This is a genomic window from uncultured Campylobacter sp. (genome assembly GCF_938030145.1).
GTDB lineage: Bacteria > Campylobacterota > Campylobacteria > Campylobacterales > Campylobacteraceae > Campylobacter_B.
In genome coordinates this window covers 14,790-30,961 of the sequence record NZ_CALHGM010000040.1, presented here as the reverse complement: position 1 = coordinate 30,961, position 16,172 = coordinate 14,790, and the positions used below count along the sequence as shown (strand labels likewise).

General features: G+C 48.7%; 14 protein-coding genes. 11 read left to right on the top strand and 3 right to left on the bottom strand.

From position 1 onward, the window contains the following. Nucleotides 1-237 precede the first annotated feature (237 nt). The 6 genes from Q0323_RS08550 to Q0323_RS08525 all read left to right on the top strand — a co-directional run bounded on the left by Q0323_RS08550 (nt 238) and on the right by Q0323_RS08525 (nt 8,035). On the top strand, nt 238-918 hold the full coding sequence (locus Q0323_RS08550) for a F0F1 ATP synthase subunit A (protein WP_298053517.1): 681 nt from the start codon (nt 238-240) through the stop codon (nt 916-918). Further along, nucleotides 908-1,132 (top strand): hypothetical protein, encoded by a 225-nt coding sequence (locus tag Q0323_RS08545; protein ID WP_297896069.1) that lies wholly within the window; start codon nt 908-910, stop codon nt 1,130-1,132. Before Q0323_RS08550 ends, Q0323_RS08545 begins: the two co-directional genes overlap by 11 nt. Before the next feature lie 113 nt (nt 1,133-1,245). Beyond that, nucleotides 1,246-2,667 (top strand): Asp-tRNA(Asn)/Glu-tRNA(Gln) amidotransferase subunit GatB, encoded by a 1,422-nt coding sequence (gene gatB / locus Q0323_RS08540; protein WP_298053514.1) that lies wholly within the window; start codon nt 1,246-1,248, stop codon nt 2,665-2,667. 908 nt (nt 2,668-3,575) lie between these two features. Further along, on the top strand, nt 3,576-4,469 hold the full coding sequence (locus Q0323_RS08535; protein ID WP_298053774.1) for an NAD(P)H-dependent glycerol-3-phosphate dehydrogenase: 894 nt from the start codon (nt 3,576-3,578) through the stop codon (nt 4,467-4,469). Nucleotides 4,470-5,161: 692 nt separating this feature from the next. Then, nucleotides 5,162-6,403, top strand: coding sequence for a uracil-xanthine permease family protein (locus Q0323_RS08530; RefSeq protein WP_298053511.1), 1,242 nt, complete (start codon nt 5,162-5,164; stop codon nt 6,401-6,403). A gap of 183 nt (nt 6,404-6,586) precedes the next feature. After that, nucleotides 6,587-8,035 carry a DKNYY domain-containing protein gene (locus Q0323_RS08525; protein ID WP_298053508.1) on the top strand — a complete coding sequence of 483 codons (1,449 nt, stop codon included), beginning with the start codon at nt 6,587-6,589 and terminating at the stop codon, nt 8,033-8,035. Between the two features lie 796 nt (nt 8,036-8,831). Here Q0323_RS08525 and Q0323_RS08520 read toward each other — a convergent pair. From Q0323_RS08520 to rpoD, 3 genes are all read right to left on the bottom strand, one after another. Next, on the bottom strand, nt 8,832-9,308 hold the full coding sequence (locus Q0323_RS08520) for a DJ-1/PfpI family protein (RefSeq protein ID WP_298053772.1): 477 nt from the start codon (nt 9,306-9,308) through the stop codon (nt 8,832-8,834). Next, entirely contained in the window at nt 9,239-9,400 is a 162-nt protein-coding gene (locus tag Q0323_RS08515) for a hypothetical protein (protein ID WP_298053783.1), read from the bottom strand. Before Q0323_RS08515 ends, Q0323_RS08520 begins: the two co-directional genes overlap by 70 nt. Nucleotides 9,401-9,597: 197 nt before the next feature. Then, nucleotides 9,598-11,478: an RNA polymerase sigma factor RpoD gene (rpoD, locus tag Q0323_RS08510; RefSeq protein WP_297913508.1), complete on the bottom strand. Its 1,881-nt coding sequence runs from the start codon at nt 11,476-11,478 to the stop codon at nt 9,598-9,600. Nucleotides 11,479-11,884: 406 nt separating this feature from the next. Here rpoD and Q0323_RS08505 point away from each other — a divergent pair, with 406 nt between their 5' ends. The 5 genes from Q0323_RS08505 to Q0323_RS08485 are packed head-to-tail and all read left to right on the top strand — an operon-like array spanning nt 11,885 to nt 16,131. Next, nucleotides 11,885-12,367 (top strand): 3-isopropylmalate dehydratase small subunit, encoded by a 483-nt coding sequence (locus tag Q0323_RS08505; protein ID WP_298053507.1) that lies wholly within the window; start codon nt 11,885-11,887, stop codon nt 12,365-12,367. Nucleotides 12,368-12,376: 9 nt separating this feature from the next. Next, the gene (gene leuB, locus Q0323_RS08500) at nt 12,377-13,447 is read left to right on the top strand and encodes a 3-isopropylmalate dehydrogenase (protein WP_298053505.1); all 1,071 of its coding nucleotides are present in this window, start codon (nt 12,377-12,379) and stop codon (nt 13,445-13,447) included. Between the two features lie 9 nt (nt 13,448-13,456). Next, nucleotides 13,457-13,699 (top strand): hypothetical protein, encoded by a 243-nt coding sequence (locus tag Q0323_RS08495; RefSeq protein ID WP_298053504.1) that lies wholly within the window; start codon nt 13,457-13,459, stop codon nt 13,697-13,699. After that, nucleotides 13,689-15,050, top strand: coding sequence for a hypothetical protein (locus tag Q0323_RS08490; protein ID WP_298053502.1), 1,362 nt, complete (start codon nt 13,689-13,691; stop codon nt 15,048-15,050). Before Q0323_RS08495 ends, Q0323_RS08490 begins: the two co-directional genes overlap by 11 nt. Then, nucleotides 15,010-16,131 (top strand): CCA tRNA nucleotidyltransferase, encoded by a 1,122-nt coding sequence (locus Q0323_RS08485; protein WP_298053499.1) that lies wholly within the window; start codon nt 15,010-15,012, stop codon nt 16,129-16,131. Before Q0323_RS08490 ends, Q0323_RS08485 begins: the two co-directional genes overlap by 41 nt. Nucleotides 16,132-16,172 lie beyond the last annotated feature (41 nt).

Genomic DNA, 16,172 nt, shown 5'->3' with positions numbered 1-16,172 from the left:
CCGTAAATTTCGTGCTTACTAGCAAAAATTTTGTCATTTGCTGTAAATATGGAGCTAAATGCCAAAAAAACGCAAAATTCCCGCCGAAATGGCGCGCAAGCTAGACGTAAGTGCTAGGCAAGTAAGCGGTGTGAGAACTCGCAAAGCTCAAAATTTTATTCGCTGGCGCAAATTTAAATATACTTTAACGAATAGAAGTGTAAAATACGCCTCAAATTTTAACGATCAAGGGTTTTTATGCTAAAAGACATCTTCCTTTTCGGCGGTTTAATTTCTTACGACCACACTTTTATCTACCTTTTTTACTTCTTTTTGGTCGTCGCTATCATCGTAGTCGTCGCGCTTTGCTCCACTCGCTCTCTTCAGCTTGTACCACACGGCATGCAAAACATCGCCGAAGCCTACCTAAGCGGCGTACTAACGATCGGTAAGGACGCTATGGGCAGCGAGGAACAAGCCAAAAAATATCTTCCGCTAATCGCAACATTGGGATTTGTGATATTTTTTAGTAACGTTATCGGCTTGGTGCCGGGCTTTGAGTCGCCGAGCGCGAGTCTAAATTTAACCCTTTCGCTTACGCTTTGCGTTTGGTTATATTACCATTTTGAGGGCGTTCGCGAGCACGGCGTGATCAACTACCTAAAACACTTTATGGGCCCGGTGAAAATCCTAGCGCCGTTTATGTTCGTCATAGAGATCGTCTCGCATTTTTCGCGCGTCGTATCGCTTTCGTTCCGACTTTTCGGAAACATCAAAGGCGACGATACTTTCCTGCTCGTTATGCTTACTCTTGCTCCTGCGCTAGTGCCGATGGTGCCGTTTGCGCTGCTTACTTTTATGGCGATTTTGCAGACTTTCATTTTCATGGTTTTAAGCTACGTTTATCTAGCGGGCGCCGTGATCGTCGATGAGCATTAATTTTAAGCGAAATTTCTTATACTTCCTCGTGGGTGCGTCGTTCGGATTGATCTTCGTCGGCGCATTCGTCTTTTTTGCCTATCCGTCATTTTATTTTTTGGGGTTAAAATTCCTCTTCATTTGCACCGCTCCGGGCGTGATATGCGTCATCATTACCTGCTTGATGGTCGATGTTTTCGATCTGAAAGAAAAGCTCCTTAGCGGCGGCGAGTAAAAATCTATCCGATTAAATTTTAAAATTTAGTCGCGCCGTGTGCCGCCGCAAGCGAGTATTAAAGCAAAAAATTGTAAAATTACGCGAAATTTTTATTCTAAAAGGTTAAGTTTATGTTTGAAACCGTGATCGGCCTGGAGGTACACTGCCAGCTAAATACCAAAACCAAAATTTTCTGCTCCTGCCCCACGAGCTTCGGCGATGAGGCGAATTCGCACGTTTGCCCGACCTGCCTAGCGCTTCCCGGCGCTCTTCCCGTGCTAAACGAGGAAGCGGTTAAAAAAGCCATCAGCTTCGGCACCGCCGTCAATGCGACGATCAATCGCAAGTCGGTATTTGACCGCAAAAACTACTTCTATCCCGACCTTCCCAAGGCGTATCAAATTTCGCAGTGGACGATCCCGATCGTCGAGCACGGCGAGCTTTTTATAGCTGCGGACGGACAGAGCAAGCGCATCGGCATCACGCGCGCGCACCTGGAGGAGGACGCGGGCAAGAATAATCACGAAAGTTCGCGCAGCTTGGTCGATCTAAACCGCGCAGGTACGCCGCTTTTGGAGATTGTAAGCGAGCCGGATATGCGCTCTGCGGACGAGGCGGTCGCGTATCTAAAAAAACTCCACAGCATTTTGCGCTTTTTAAATATTAGCGACGCGAATATGCAGGAAGGCTCGTTTCGCTGCGACGTAAACGTCAGCATCCGTCCGCAAGGCGAGCAAAAGCTCTACACGCGCGTGGAGATTAAAAATTTAAACTCCTTTAAATTTATCCAAAAGGCGATCGAGTTCGAGATTGAGCGTCAGATCGAAGCGTGGCAGGACGGCAAATATGAGCAAGAGGTCGTGCAAGAAACCCGCCTTTTCGACACCGCTAAGTTTATCACTAAACCGATGCGCAGCAAAGAAGACAGCGCCGAGTATCGCTACTTCCCAGACCCCGACCTGCTAACCGTGATAGTGGATGACGAGATGCTGGCTGCTGCGCAGCAGATCCCCGAGCTGCCCGATCAAAAAAAGGCACGCTACGTCCGCGAGCTGGGCGTTAAAGAGAAGGATGCCGAGATCATAATCTCGACCTATGAAAACGCGCGATTTTTCGAGGATCTGATCGCGGCGGGACACGAGCCAAAACTTTGCGTCAGCTGGCTTACCGTCGAGCTTGCGGGCAGGCTCAAAAACGGTGTTACGATCGAGGATTCGCCTGTTAGCAGCGCCAAACTCGGCGATCTGCTCGGCGCGATCGAAGGTGGTGTAGTGTCGCAAAAGGCCGCCAAAGAGGTGCTTGATTATCTAATGGAGCACGACGAGGCCGTAAGCTCGGTCATCGATAAGCTGGGCTTGAGGCAGGTAAGCGACGACGGCGCGATTTTGCAGATCATAGCGCGCGTGATGGGCGCGAACGAGGAGAAGGTCGCGGACTACCGCGGCGGCAAGGACAAGCTATTTGGCTTCTTTGTAGGTCAAGTGATGAAAGAGGGCAAGGGCGCGTTTAACCCCGCGAAGGTGAACGAGCTTCTGAAACAGAAGCTGGGCTGATTTCGCAGCTTCTGCGGCAGCAAACGGCGAATTAAAGGCGGCGGTGCGAGCGCGATAGATAAAACCTCTGGGGTAAAATTTTAAATCCGCTCGCAACGTTTTGCTTCGAGCTAAAGCTTTCAGGCGCCAATGACGAGGGCTTTTGTGTGTTATAATTTCATTCGGCGCGATCTCGGCGGCTACCCGCTCTGCCTCGCGCACGTTTTGTTCTTTTGAGCTCGTTTTTTCTCGTGCGGGTCGTTTGCGCGAGTGTCGGTCTGCGACGGAGGGGTTTTAAGAAGCGCGTCCGTTAGGAATTTTACTCACGGTTACCGTCAAAGCGCGGTAAAGCTTATAGGGAATGCGTAAAATTGCTTTGCTTGCGAGAGCGAGAACGGAAGCTCGGGGTGCGCGGATAGGATCGAATACGTAGGGTCGAATTTGAGCGGCGAGTCCATATGCAGGCTAAATTTAATCAATCGCTGCGTCGGATACGCGTGCCTCAAACCTTGCGCCAAACGATAACGTGGCGAGCGACCGCAGATCATCTAGGTCCAAAGCACGCCTTGATAGATTTAAGTGGATTTAAAAGCGCGATTTGCGATCGGGCGTCTAAGTAAAATTTTTAAAAATTTGATTTGCCTTGGCGATGCACAAGTGAAATTTAAAACGTATAATGGAGTTTCAAAATCCTCATTCGTTCACTGCCGCGCCTTTTGTGAAAGTGTTTTTTGACGGAGGAGCAAAACCTTAAAAGTATGAAATTTTAGTAAGGTAAATTTTAAAAAGCGAATTTTAAAGCGTGGCTTCGGCTAGCATTTGCGCAGGCTCATGTCGGCGCTTTTGGGCTAAATTTTCAAAGAGCGGGAATTTCAAGAGAATGAAATTTGAGAAACCGCAAATTTGCGAATAAATTTTTAAAAAGGAACATAATGAAAATCGCGGTTATCGGCGCGGGCAAATGGGGTAGTGCACTTTTTGACGCGCTTAGCGCAAAAAACGAATGCGTCATCACTTCGCGCACGCCAAGGCAAATTCCGCATTTTGTAAGCGTGAGCGAGGCATTGGAGTGCGAAGCGCTCGTTTTCGCGCTCGCAGCGCAGCAAACCGCGCAGTGGCTGGATCAAAATTTCACTTACAAAAATCAAAAAATTCTAGTCGCTTCCAAGGGCATCGACGCCGCAAGCGGCAGGTTTTTGAACGAAATTTTTGAATCTCACGTCGCACGCGGCAATCTTGCTTATCTATCAGGTCCGTCGTTTGCCACCGAAGTCATGCAGAAGCTGCCTTGCGCGCTCGTCGTAAGCTCGTGTAACGAAAATCTAGCCGAACTTTTCGCAAGTGCCTTCCCTGCCTACATCAAGACCTACACGAGTGGTGATATCATCGGCGCAGAGGTGTGCGGCGCGTATAAAAACGTCATCGCCATCGCTAGCGGCGTTTGCGATGGGCTCGAGCTCGGCAATAACGCTAGAGCGAGCTTGATCGCGCGCGGCATCGTAGAGATCGCGCGCTTCGGCAAGTTTTTCGGCGCGCGAGACGAGACTTTTTTGGGCTTAAGCGGTGTGGGCGATCTGTTTTTGACCGCCTCGAGCGCACTATCGCGAAACTACCGCGTGGGACTAGGGCTTGCGCGCGGCAAAGGACTCAAGGAAATTCTGCGCGAGTTGGGCGAGGTCGCCGAGGGCGTGGCTACGACCGAAGCGGTCGTAAATATCGCGACAAAGCATAAGATCTACGCTCCGATCGCTACCGAGGTCGCGCAAATTCTGCGTGGCAAGGACGTAAGGGCGAGCCTAAAAGACCTGCTGCGCAAAAAATAGCCGTACGATGGAATTCTCTCGCTAAATTTTAGCGGTAAATTCGGCTTGCATAGGTTTTGATTTAGCCGCTATGCTTGTGGAATTTAGTTGCTGGTTTGCGGATTTTGGTCGTTGTTTGTTTGGATCTGTTTACGCGGCTTTGACTTAAAATTTAGCTTTAAGCTTGAGTGCGAAATTTTAAAATGAGGTCGTAAAATTTTAAAAAGAGGCTAAAATTTTAAAACATTTAATGTGGGTCGCAGGTAGTTTGGAAGTACTACTGCTTTGTTCTGCTTGCAGCCGCCGATGGTCGGCAGTGGAGGGTGGAGCGGACTGCCCGTCTGCGACCGGGTAGGTCAAAATTTTTGATGTGTCAGATTTAAAAATTAAGGCGTAGTATTTTTTCTTTAGATGAGGCGGAAAGGCATAAATTTTGAAAATATTCAAGACAGATGATGTATAGTTTCGATAAATTTTTAGTGCTTGCAAAGGAGCGGACTATTCGTCCGTGACTGCGGCGAGTTAAATTTTACAGAATGTCGGTGTATTATAAATTTTTAATACAGGAGCCAAGGCGAAGGATCGCGAGATGGATTTAAGGGTTGCGACGTAAAAATTTAGCGAAGATAAGGCATATAGCCTACCAAGCTAAATTTTTATTAGCTTCGTTAAAGACGCTCGCGAGGCAAGCCGCAAAGATAAAAGAGGAGAAGATGGAAAAATACGAAGGCTACAATCTCAGGCTACGCGACGCTCTCGTCGGCGTGCAGTTTTTATTCGTCGCGTTCGGCGCGCTCGTGCTGGTGCCGATTTTGACGGGACTTGATACGTCCGTGGCGCTGTTTACGGCGGGCATCGGCACGCTGCTGTTTCAGCTAATCACGCGCAAACACGTCCCGCCGATCTTTCTCGCGTCTAGTTTTGCGTTCATCGCGCCACTAAGCTTTGGCGTGAAGGAGTGGGGTATCGCCGCGACTATGAGCGGGGTGATCGCGGCGGGACTTTTTTACGTGGTTCTGAGCCTGCTTATTAGGCTCAAAGGCGAGGGCTTTTTGCATAAAATTTTACCGCCCGTAGTCGTTGGTCCCGTCATCATGACGATAGGTCTCATCCTCTCGCCCGCGGCCGTAAATATGGTCATGGGCAAGGGCAAGGAGGCGCTCTATACGCAAGGCCAGTCGCTTACGATCGCGCTCATCTCGCTCTCGGCAGTTATCGTCGTGATGATGTTTGGACGCGGCATGCTGCGCCTCGTGCCGATACTTTGCGGTATCGCGGCTGGATACTGCGCGTCGCTGTTTGTAGGTATCGTGGATTTTACGCCGATTCTAAACGCGCCGTGGTTTGTGCTGCCGCATTTCACCGCGCCGGTTTTCAAACTCGAAGCAGTGATCTACATGGTGCCTATCGCTATCGCACCCGCGATCGAGCACATCGGCGATATGCTTGCGATCAGCAACGTCACGAAGGAAAATTTCCTCAAAAATCCGGGGCTTAAAAGCACGCTGCTTGGCGACGGACTCGCGACGTCGCTAGCAGGCTGCTTCGGCGGTCCGCCAAACACCACTTACTCGGAGGTCACAGGCGCAGTCAGTATCACGAAGGCCTACAATCCCGCCATCATGACCTTTGCTGCGCTTACGGCGATACTGCTAGCTTTTGTGGGTAAGCTCGGCGCCGCGCTCTCCACAATCCCCGCTCCCGTCATCGGCGGCATCATGCTGCTACTCTTTGGTATCATCGCTAGCGTGGGCATGGAAACGCTTATAAAAAACGGCGTAGATCTAGCCGAACCGCGCAATATGATCATCGTCGCGCTCATTTTCGTCTGCGCGATCGGCGGCATGGTGCTGGATTTCGGCGCGATGAGCTTTAGCGGCGTGGGACTTGGCGCGCTCATCGGCATTACGTTAAATTTAGTGCTGCCAAAGACCAAGCATTTTGACGGCTACTAAGTTAAATTTGCGCAAAGCTTGAGTCGTTTCGCGCGGTTGCGGGTAAATTTGAGCTAAAATTCGGCGTTAAATTTACCCGCAGCTTTTCGCCGTCAAATTTACCGCACTCTAAATTTTAAAATTTCCCCCGCAAACGCTTTTAAATTTCTAACGTTTTAAACTGGCAAGATATATAATTGCCTTATGAAAAAGGCAGATAATTTAAGCAGGTTTGATAAAAAGGCGCTAAAGCTTCTCTTTGCGGTACTTTTCGTGCCGCTCTTCGTCTCGCTCGTTTTTATTTATGAGTTATCGGTGTATGACCGCTCGCGCGAGCTGCCCGCAGACGCGCAAAAGATCAGCGGCAGCGATTACTACAACATCGGCGGCAAAATTTACCTGCGCTCTTGGAATCTCGCTCCCTACGAGCTAGAGGGCGGCGCGGACGCGGCGAGCTTTCGCGCGCTTGATACCGGCAGATACTCCTATACAAACGTCGGCATGGACGCTAGTAGCGTATTTTGCGGCGCTCGAAAGATGTCGGGGCTGGATCCCACTCGCACGCAAAAGATCGGCGCGCGATACTACAGCGACGGGCGCGTGAGCTACTTCTGCTCGGACGTCACGCAGCGCACGGGCGGCGCGATAAGCTACATTTATAAAGTATTTTTACATGCGTTTGGGCTCTCCAAATGGCCGCAGGAGTACAACTACCCCTATGCTAGACTTGATACTAGCGCGCCCATCTCGCCACTGACGGACAGCCCTTACGTCGCAACCGACGGTGAGCGGGTATTTTACGAGGGTAAAATTTTAGCGGGTGCGGATGCAAAAAATCTAAAACAGATAAGGCTAAAAACCGTATACGAAGACGGCCCCGATTCGCCCGCGCACTTTCGCCCGGTCGATCGGTGGCTAAGCGACGGACGCAGCGTTTATGCGGACGGCGAGAGGCTAAATTTCACCCCTAGCGAGCAGATGTATCTCGTGGAGCCAAGCTCGGGCATAGAGTTTCTTTATGATCCAAAGGCGGGCGCGGTGCTGATGAACGGCGAGAGATTTGACCCCGCAAACGAGCCCTATACGCCGCTAAATTTTCAGGGCAGACATCAAGAATATATGCTGTTTGCGAGCAAAAACGGCATATTTTATCTAAGCAAAGATAAAATTTTAAATCGACCGCGCGGTAGCGGCGCCGAGGGCTGGCTCAAAGACGCGTTTTGGTACGTGTATTATAAATTTGGAGCAGACGGCAGTAAGCTAAGTGCGCTAAAAAGGGCGGGCGATAACCCGTTTAAAGGCGCCGTGCGGCAGATTTCAGAGAAACTTTTTAAAGACGACGCGGGATTTTATTATCTAAATTTCTACTCGTATAGCGTCTACGTCACGGGTCGCAGCGGCAGGCATCTGGATAAGCGGACAAATTTCATCGAGCTGCGAAAGATCACGCTTGAGGTACATGACGAGGAGGTGATGGCGCAGATAGCAGACGAGGCGGCGCGAAACCCTGAAATGTCGCAGCAGGTCTTTACCGCGCAGGACGTGGAGTACGAAAACGGCGCGGCCTTTTATATGTATTGCCTTGCGGCGGTTTTATTGCTCGGAGCTTGGATTTACAGCTACCTTAGAAAACACAGCTTGCGACGCGGCTAAATTTAGCGGCGCGACGGAAGGTAAATTTAGAGCAAGACAAAAATACCGACGTCGTGTTATCCAGCACACCCTTGGCTACGAAAGGTAAATTTTAAGAGCGAGACGGCACGGCGGAGCAGTAAATTTAAGAGTGTTGCGGTTTTCAGCGCAGCAATGCGGTAAATTTATGGGCGCTGCGATTGCGGGTACGACAAGTGTAAGTAAAGAGAGACAGCTCTACCATTATTTTTAAAGCGTTCCATTATGGGCAAGGCATCATAGCGGTGGGATGTGATAAACGGGCCATAAAAGCTATAGGTATTGCATTGTATGTCGGCGCGCAATAATGAGGCGGCGGGAGATAACGGGACTCGGTATAAAGTGGCAAATAAGATGTACAAAGCAAGCTTTGTGGCTTTTGCTTTTTGAGACCTATTTAATTTCGCCGTGCGAGGGTTATTTGAGGCATGGTGAGCTCCACTAAATTTAAAGGCGAAACGGGAAAGACATCGTTTTTGCTTACGACGATGGGCGCGTGCTGAAGTACCGCTTTGGCGGCACACTTTGCTTTAAATTTCATAGCGTCTGTTGGCTTAGGCTCGCGCCGTATATAATTTTAGTGGCAAAATGAGCGTAAAATTCCATGCTGTATTTGCACGGAAGCACGCAAACTAAGGTATTGTGTTAGACCTAGCGAGCATCGATGTCGTACCGCTTCGGCAAAATTTCATTTTCAGTATTTTTTGTATCTCATTTGTGCTTATATGCTCGAGTGTTGCTTCGGCAAAATTTTATTTGCTAAACGCGCACTGCCTACTTATCGCCACATTTGTTCGCACTGGGCAATTATTGCTTCGTCTATATCTCCTAAGGCGCGCAGCATTTGAATAGTAAAATCAATAAATGCGTTTCCGTTTGCGGTGATCATTTTACCGTCTACTACGGCTTCGCGACTTGTTTGTATAAAGGCATGCTTATTTTTGTATTTTGGCAAATTAACGATGTCTGCTAGACTATTTGCGGTGTGATGGCAGTCATTTAGCGCTCCTGCCGCCGCTAAGAAATACGCCCCGTCGCAAATACCGCCTACCACCTTGCCTTGTTGTTTAAATTCCTCTATTAAATTAGCAATTTTTGAGGCGTTTTCGCTAGGCAGTTCGCGCCATGAATTTCTAGCGCCGATTAACACGATTGCCGCGGCATCTGGCGAAATTTCATCTATTGTTAAATCAGGTTTTGCGCGTAAAGCTCCGAACGATACTTTCTCGTTTTTATCGGTTGAGGCATAAAGGATGCTATAGTCCGTGAAATACGTAGTGCGGGGGCCAGTAGCGAAGCCTCCCAGTCGGCAAAGCCGTCTAAAATAACGATTACTAAAGTTTTCATAAAGTCTCCTTGAATAACCTACACTACTCAGTTCGGTTTGCATATCAAACTAAGCAAAATCGTAGAATTTATAAAATCATAGAATTCCGCTTTGGATTTAGAGCGGAATTCTATGATTTTACAAGTACGCGCGATAACATCGCTTTAAAAAGCCCGCTACCTCGGCGTGTGCTAAATCGCTATATTGGCGTTTTGTTCTAGCTCTCGATATAGGTTTTCAGTTTGCGACCGATCTTTGGGTGCTTTAGCTTTTTGATCGCCGAGCTTTCGATCTGGCGGACGCGCTCGCGAGTGATGTTGAGCTCTTTGCCGATTTCTTCGAGCGTGCGGTCGCTCTCGTCGTCAAGCAGTCCGAATCGCATGCGGATCACCGTGCGCTCGCGGTCATTGAGCTGTTCTAAGATATCGTCGATCTGCTCTTTTAGATCGGATTTTAAAATTTGCTCGATCGGCGAAACCGAGCTTTTGTCCTCGACGAAATCGCCGAATTTGCCGTCATCCTCGTTTCCGATCGGCGCTTCTAGGCTGATCGGCTCCTTTGTGATTTTGATGACCTGCTTTACCTTATCGACGCTAAGGCCTACTTCTTGCGCGATGACGTTGATATCGGGCTCCTTGCCGCCCTCTTGCATATATTTGCGCGTGATTTTATTAATTCGATTTATCGTCTCGATCATATGGATCGGGATGCGGATCGTGCGAGCTTGATCGGCGATGGCGCGGCTGATCGCCTGGCGGATCCACCACGTCGCGTATGTCGAAAATTTATAGCCGCGCTTGTATTCAAATTTATCCACAGCCTTCATAAGCCCGATGTTGCCCTCCTGGATGAGGTCTAAAAACGGCAGTCCGCGGTTGGTGTAGCGCTTGGCGATGGAGACGACCAGGCGCAGGTTGGATTTCGCCATGCGCGCCTTTGCGTTATCGCTAATGCGCTTGCCGCGCTTGATCTGCTCTAAAATTTCTTTCAGCCGCTCTGGCTCGAGGTTGAAGCTTTTTTTGCTCGCCTCTTTTGTCAAAAAGAGCTTTTTTATATCGACATAGGTCGAGACCATCGTAGCTTCTGGCACGCGCGCGATGATGTCGTCTTTGCTAAGCCTCGTAATCTCTTTTAGAATTTTTTTGTGATTTTCGCGCAGTTCGGCGCTAAACATCGGCAGCTTGTACTCTAAGCGCTTGAGCTCCTTTTCAAAGCCCTCGTCGCTTTTTAGCGCGGTCTCCATCGATTTTACGATCTCGGTGATGAGCTTGCTCGTAGGCCCCAGATCCATGAGCTTTTCTTTTAAAATTTTCTTTTTAAACGCCAAGTTTAGCTTCGATAAAATTCCCTTGCTCTGCTTAATCGCCTCGGCGTTTTTCTCGGCAAATTTCATCCAGTCCTTTTTGGCTTTTTCAAGAGCCTTGAAGCTTTCGATGACCTTTAGAGCGCGCTTATCGTTCTTTTTGGATCGCCTTTGCTTCGCCTCGTCCGCACTTTCCTCATCCTCCTCGTCGTCGTAATCCTCCTCCGATAGTTCCTCTTCGTCCTCCTCTTCACCCTCTTCGTCGCTGTCGTCAAAGCTCTTGAAAAGCTCCTTGACGCGGCGTTCGCGGTTGATGAGCGGCTCTTTATAGTCTAAAATGAAGTCTATTAAGTACGGCACCGAGCAAAACGCGTCGATGATGATGTCCTCGCCGAGCTCGATTTTTTTGCTGATCTCGATCTCTTCTTCTTTCGTTAACAGCGGGATCTGTCCCATTTCGCGCAGATACATCCGCACCGGGCTGTCCGAACGGCTCCACTCCAAAAGCTCGACGTCGCTGGATAGGTCAAATTCCTCGTCCCAGCCCTCGTCCAGCAGCTTTTTTTGCGTGGCTTCTTTGAGTTTTGCGTCCTCTAAATTTTTGATTTTGGAGATTTCTGCGGCGGAGATCAGCTCGACGTCGAATTTTTTCGTAAGCGCTTCGACCTTCTTAACGGCCGTCGCGGTGGGGGCTTTGTCGAAAAATTTTATCAGTCTTTCGTAGGTGATGTAGCTTTTCTGATTTTCGTCGAAGAACTGCTCGATGGGCGTTAAGGCGTCTTTTGGGCTCGCCATAAAATCTCCTTGTGTCGTTGTGTATTTGGTTTTGGAAGATCGGATTATACCGAAACGCTCTTTATTTTTGCTTATATACGGCGCAAACTCTCTAAATTTAATAATTTTTGAAATCCTAGAAATTAGGCTAAATTTTAAAATTTAGGTTATATTTTTAGCTAAATTTAAGACTGCCCGCTGAAATTCTGCGTTCGCAAGACGAAAATTAGCGCGCTGAAACGCCGCTTCCTTTGCGCCGTCGCTTTAAAATTTAATGCCTCCGCACTTCCTATCTCTGAGCTTTTGCGTTTAAATTTTGCCCTAAATTTCAAACGAGGAATTCCGCCCTCATATCGGAGCGATTGAGCGGATTTTAATAAATTTGTCGGTAAAATCGCGCATCTATTTTAAAATTTAAGGCGGAAATATGGCAAAAGTATGGAAATTCGGCGATGATATCGACACCGACATCATTATCGCGGCGCGCTACCTAAATACGTCCGACGCGGCGGTGCTTGCGACGCATATCATGGAGGATGCGGACAAGGATTTTTCGTCCAAAATCGCTCGCGGCGACATCATCGTAGCGGGGAAAAATTTCGGCTGCGGCAGCTCGCGCGAGCACGCACCGATGGCGCTTAAGGCCGCCGGAATTTCATGCGTGATCGCAAAAAACTTCGCTAGGATTTTTTATCGAAACAGCTTCAACACGGGCTTTTTGATCCTCGAATGCGACGAGACGGATAAGATCGCGCAGGGCGACGAGCTTAGAATCGATCTAAAGGGCGGCATAATTAAAAATTTAACTCAAAAGACGCAGTATAAATTCGGCGCAATCCCCGAGTTTATGCAAAAGCTCCTCGATGCCGGCGGAGCGATAAATTACGCAAAAACAAAGATAAACTTGTAAGGAATTTGGATGAAAAAATACGACGTATGCGTGATAAAAGGCGACGGAATCGGCCCTGAGATCATAGAAGAAGCGATCAAGGTGCTCGATGCCGTAAGCCATAAATTTAATTTTGAGCTAAATTTTGACTACCGCTTGATGGGCGGCGCGGCAATCGACATTATGGGCGTTCCGCTTCCGGATGAAACGCTAAATGCCGCTAAATCAAGCGACGCAGTGCTTTTCGGTGCGATCGGCGGCGCTAAATGGGACGGCTTGCCGCGCGAACTGCGCCCAGAAAGCGGACTGCTAAAAATTCGCAAAGAGCTTGGGGCGTTTGCAAACCTGCGCCCTGCGATGATTTTTGATGAGCTGATAAACGCTTCGATGCTAAAGCCGGAGATCATCAAAGGCGTCGATATAATGGTGGTACGCGAGCTTACGGGCGGGATTTATTTCGGGCAGCCGCGCGTTAAAAACGAAAAGGACGCGCTAAATACGATGTGCTACAATGCCGCCGAGATCGAGCGCGTGGCTAAGGTCGCGTTTGAGGCCGCGCTTTTGCGAAATAAAAAGATAACGCTTGTGGATAAAGCCAACGTGCTTGAAACAAGCCAGCTGTGGCGCGAGGTCGTAAGCGAGCTAGCGAAAAATTATGCAGGGATAAATTTGGAGTTTATGTACGTCGATAACGCCGCGATGCAGCTCGTGCGGGCGCCTGCGCAGTTCGACGTGATTTTGACGGAGAATTTATTCGGCGATATTTTAAGCGACGAAGCGAGTATGATCTGCGGCTCGATCGGGTTGCTTCCGAGTGCGAGCATTGGCGGCAAGGTAGGAATTTACGAGCCGATTCACGGCAGCGCGCCCGACATCGCGGGGCAGGGGATCGCAAACCCGATCGCTACGATCTTAAGCGCTGCGATGATGCTGAAATACGCATTCGGCGAAAATGAGGCCGCAGCCGCGATCGAGCTTGCCGTGCGCGGCGTGCTTCGCGACGGATACCGCACCAAAGACATCGCGCAGTACGACGCCAAAGAAATTTGCTCGACCGCAGAGATCGGCTCGATCATCGCGGATTACGCGGCTAAGGCTTAGGAGCCAGCTTTGAATAGCGCACTAGCATACGCTATGGAGCTTGAGAAAAAAGGCGATATCTACGGCGCGATGCGGATTTGCCGCGGTATTTTACGCGATAATCCGCAAGATGGCGATGCGGCGGTGCTTTTTGCGCGGCTAAATTTAAATCACCGGGTAAGCTCTGGCGTCAATATGGCGATGCTGGAGCGCTTTTTAAGCGTCGATGCGAGCAAACAAGCGGAATTTAAGAGGTGGCTAATTGATGTATGAAAATGAACTGGAAGATATCATCGAAGCAGTAAATGAGATGAAAGCACAAAAGCGCGTGCAAGATTTGGCGGTGCAGCAAGAGGGGGCTGTGAATGCGAGCAGTACCGAAGCAGGATCGCAGGCTTCGCAGGATGCTTTAAGCCCCGCTTCTTTTGCGCCAGATCCCATTGCACCTGATGCCTTAAATTCCACATCTGCACCAGATATCGCTTCATCAAACGCGCAAAATTTCACTTCCTCAGATACTAAAAATTCCACTTCGCGCTTTGTTTCATCGAATGCTTTAAATTCCGCCCTAGATCGTTCAAATGCCCTGGCACGCAAGAACTCTGCGCCTAGCGGCGCGGAATTTGCAGCGGACGCTACTTTAAAAAAATCTGCTGCAAAAGATGAAAATTTTACTTTTTCCGGTGAAGAGAATTTTAAAAATTCTGATCTTGCAGGCGGTAAAAATTCTGTGGCCTCCGTCTCTTTAAATGGAGAAAATTTTATAAATTCCGCTTCTGCAAGTGGCAAAGATTCCGCAAATACTGCTTTTGCAAACGATGAAATTTTAAAAAGCTCCGCCGCAAAATTTGACGAAAGCTTTCGTGATTTATCGGGCATCGCAGGCGAAATTTACGATAGTTTAGGCAGCGATATGAATGGATTTGTTTCTCCGCAAAGCAGGGACGCAAGCATAGCGCAAAGCTCTGCCGAAAGTAAAGATTTTGAATTAGCGCTAAATTCTACGGATGATGGCTCCCAAAGCGAGCAAGATTTGACGCCTCGTATTTTAGGTGCTCATTTTAAGGAGCTACGCAATGACGATTTTGGGTCTGGCTCTGATTTCAAAGAAAACGAAGTTGACGATTATTTCAGCACGGCGCATTCTAAAAAGCAGGATTTAGCGTCGCTTCAAGCTCAAAATTCCGCCGCGCTAAATATCCGCAATGTTGCCGCGCACCAGCAAAATTTCGTTTCGCAGCCGCAGAATTTTACGATCCCTGGGATGCGAGACGATGAGCTCGCCACACCGCAGCTTCGCAATTCTGCCGTGCAGGATATGCAAGCGGGAAGTTTTGCCTCTTATGGTGCTCAAAATTCAGCCGTGCGCCAGCCCGAGGAAGCACGACATCTCGGGGCCGCGAGACAAGCGGGCGATAAATCAAAATATCTCACAAATGCAGATTTTAAAATTTCAAGCGAAGCGGAGTTTTTGAGCGCGATAAAAGAGCGGATTTTAGTGCTTTTTGAGGGGCTGAACGCTTTTGAGAAGGGCGATTTGAACGCGCGTGTGGAGCTAAATTTAAAATTTATGGAATTTTTGCTTGCAAGTATCGAAAACCGACTTGAAAATCTATCAAAATGACGATTTCATCGCGCTTTTAGATTATCTCAAAAAATTTAGCTCACGCATATATCTGGTAGGTGGTTGCGTGCGCGATTATTTTTTGGGGCGGGCGAGCGCTGATGTGGATGTGGAGCTTTACGATGTGGGACCGCGCCGTTTCGAGCAAATTATGCAGGACTTCGGCGCACAGGGCGTCGGCAAAAGCTATTTCGTCTATAAATATAAAAATTTCGATGTTTCGCTTCCGCGCACCGAAAGCAAGACGGGTGTCGGGCACAAGGGCTTTAGTGTCGCTTTGGCTACGGACGAACGCGATGCTAGTAGGCGGCGCGATTTTACGATCAATGCGATGATGATAGACGCTATAAGCGGCAAAGTGCTCGATTTTTACGGCGGGCTTGCGGATCTGCATGCGAGGATTTTGCGAGTGGTTGATCCACGCACTTTCGTGGAGGATAGCTTGCGCGTGTATCGCGCGGTACAGTTTGCCGCAAGATTTGAGCTTCGCACCGAGCATCACACCTTAGAGCTCATGCGTAGTATCGACGTTAGCGATCTTAGTTGCGAGCGCGTTAAAGCAGAGCTGATTAAATTTTTCTGTGCACCTGCGCACCGATACGGAATGATGCTAATGCAAGAGCTAGGGCTTTACGAGCGGGTTTTTGGATTGCGGATTGATACGCGTACGCACGAGCGACTGATGCAATTCATAGAGCGCGGCGAATCTTTTGTGCGAAATGAAATGTTTTTTTTATACGCGTTTTTGAATTTTTTAGGATTAGATAAAAATAAGATTTTAAAGAATTTAGGGCTAAATTCTCTTTATAAAAGGCTACTTAGCGAGCCGTTTTTTAAGCGGGTAAGCGACGAGCGGCTATGCAAAATCGCTCTAAAAATGCCGCTTAAGCAGTGGCTCGGGCTGTATTGTAAAGGTAGGGTGCAAGCGGCAAAGCAGCTTGGGATTTGGGATAAGAAATTTAAAAGCTTGGTTTGCGCCGCGGATGTCGCTCGCAATCTGCGCGGCGCTGCGATCGGCAAGGAGATCGAGAGGTTGCAAGAAGCGGAGATTAGGGCGTTTGTAGCGGCTTTAAAAGCGTAAATTTAGAGAGATTTTTGTAAAATTGCCGTTTTATTTAGGAG

What these genes read in the sequence shown, in the direction of transcription:
- rpoD (WP_297913508.1), bottom strand. Translation starts at nt 11,478, where the DNA reads ATGGCGAGCCCAAAAGACGCCTTAACGCCCATCGAGCAGTTCTTCGAC.
- leuB (WP_298053505.1), top strand. Translation starts at nt 12,377, where the DNA reads ATGAAAAAATACGACGTATGCGTGATAAAAGGCGACGGAATCGGCCCT.
- Q0323_RS08550 (WP_298053517.1), top strand. Translation starts at nt 238, where the DNA reads ATGCTAAAAGACATCTTCCTTTTCGGCGGTTTAATTTCTTACGACCAC.
- Q0323_RS08530 (WP_298053511.1), top strand. Translation starts at nt 5,162, where the DNA reads ATGGAAAAATACGAAGGCTACAATCTCAGGCTACGCGACGCTCTCGTC.
- gatB (WP_298053514.1), top strand. Translation starts at nt 1,246, where the DNA reads ATGTTTGAAACCGTGATCGGCCTGGAGGTACACTGCCAGCTAAATACC.
- Q0323_RS08525 (WP_298053508.1), top strand. Translation starts at nt 6,587, where the DNA reads ATGAAAAAGGCAGATAATTTAAGCAGGTTTGATAAAAAGGCGCTAAAG.
- Q0323_RS08505 (WP_298053507.1), top strand. Translation starts at nt 11,885, where the DNA reads ATGGCAAAAGTATGGAAATTCGGCGATGATATCGACACCGACATCATT.
- Q0323_RS08545 (WP_297896069.1), top strand. Translation starts at nt 908, where the DNA reads ATGAGCATTAATTTTAAGCGAAATTTCTTATACTTCCTCGTGGGTGCG.
- Q0323_RS08515 (WP_298053783.1), bottom strand. Translation starts at nt 9,400, where the DNA reads ATGAAAACTTTAGTAATCGTTATTTTAGACGGCTTTGCCGACTGGGAG.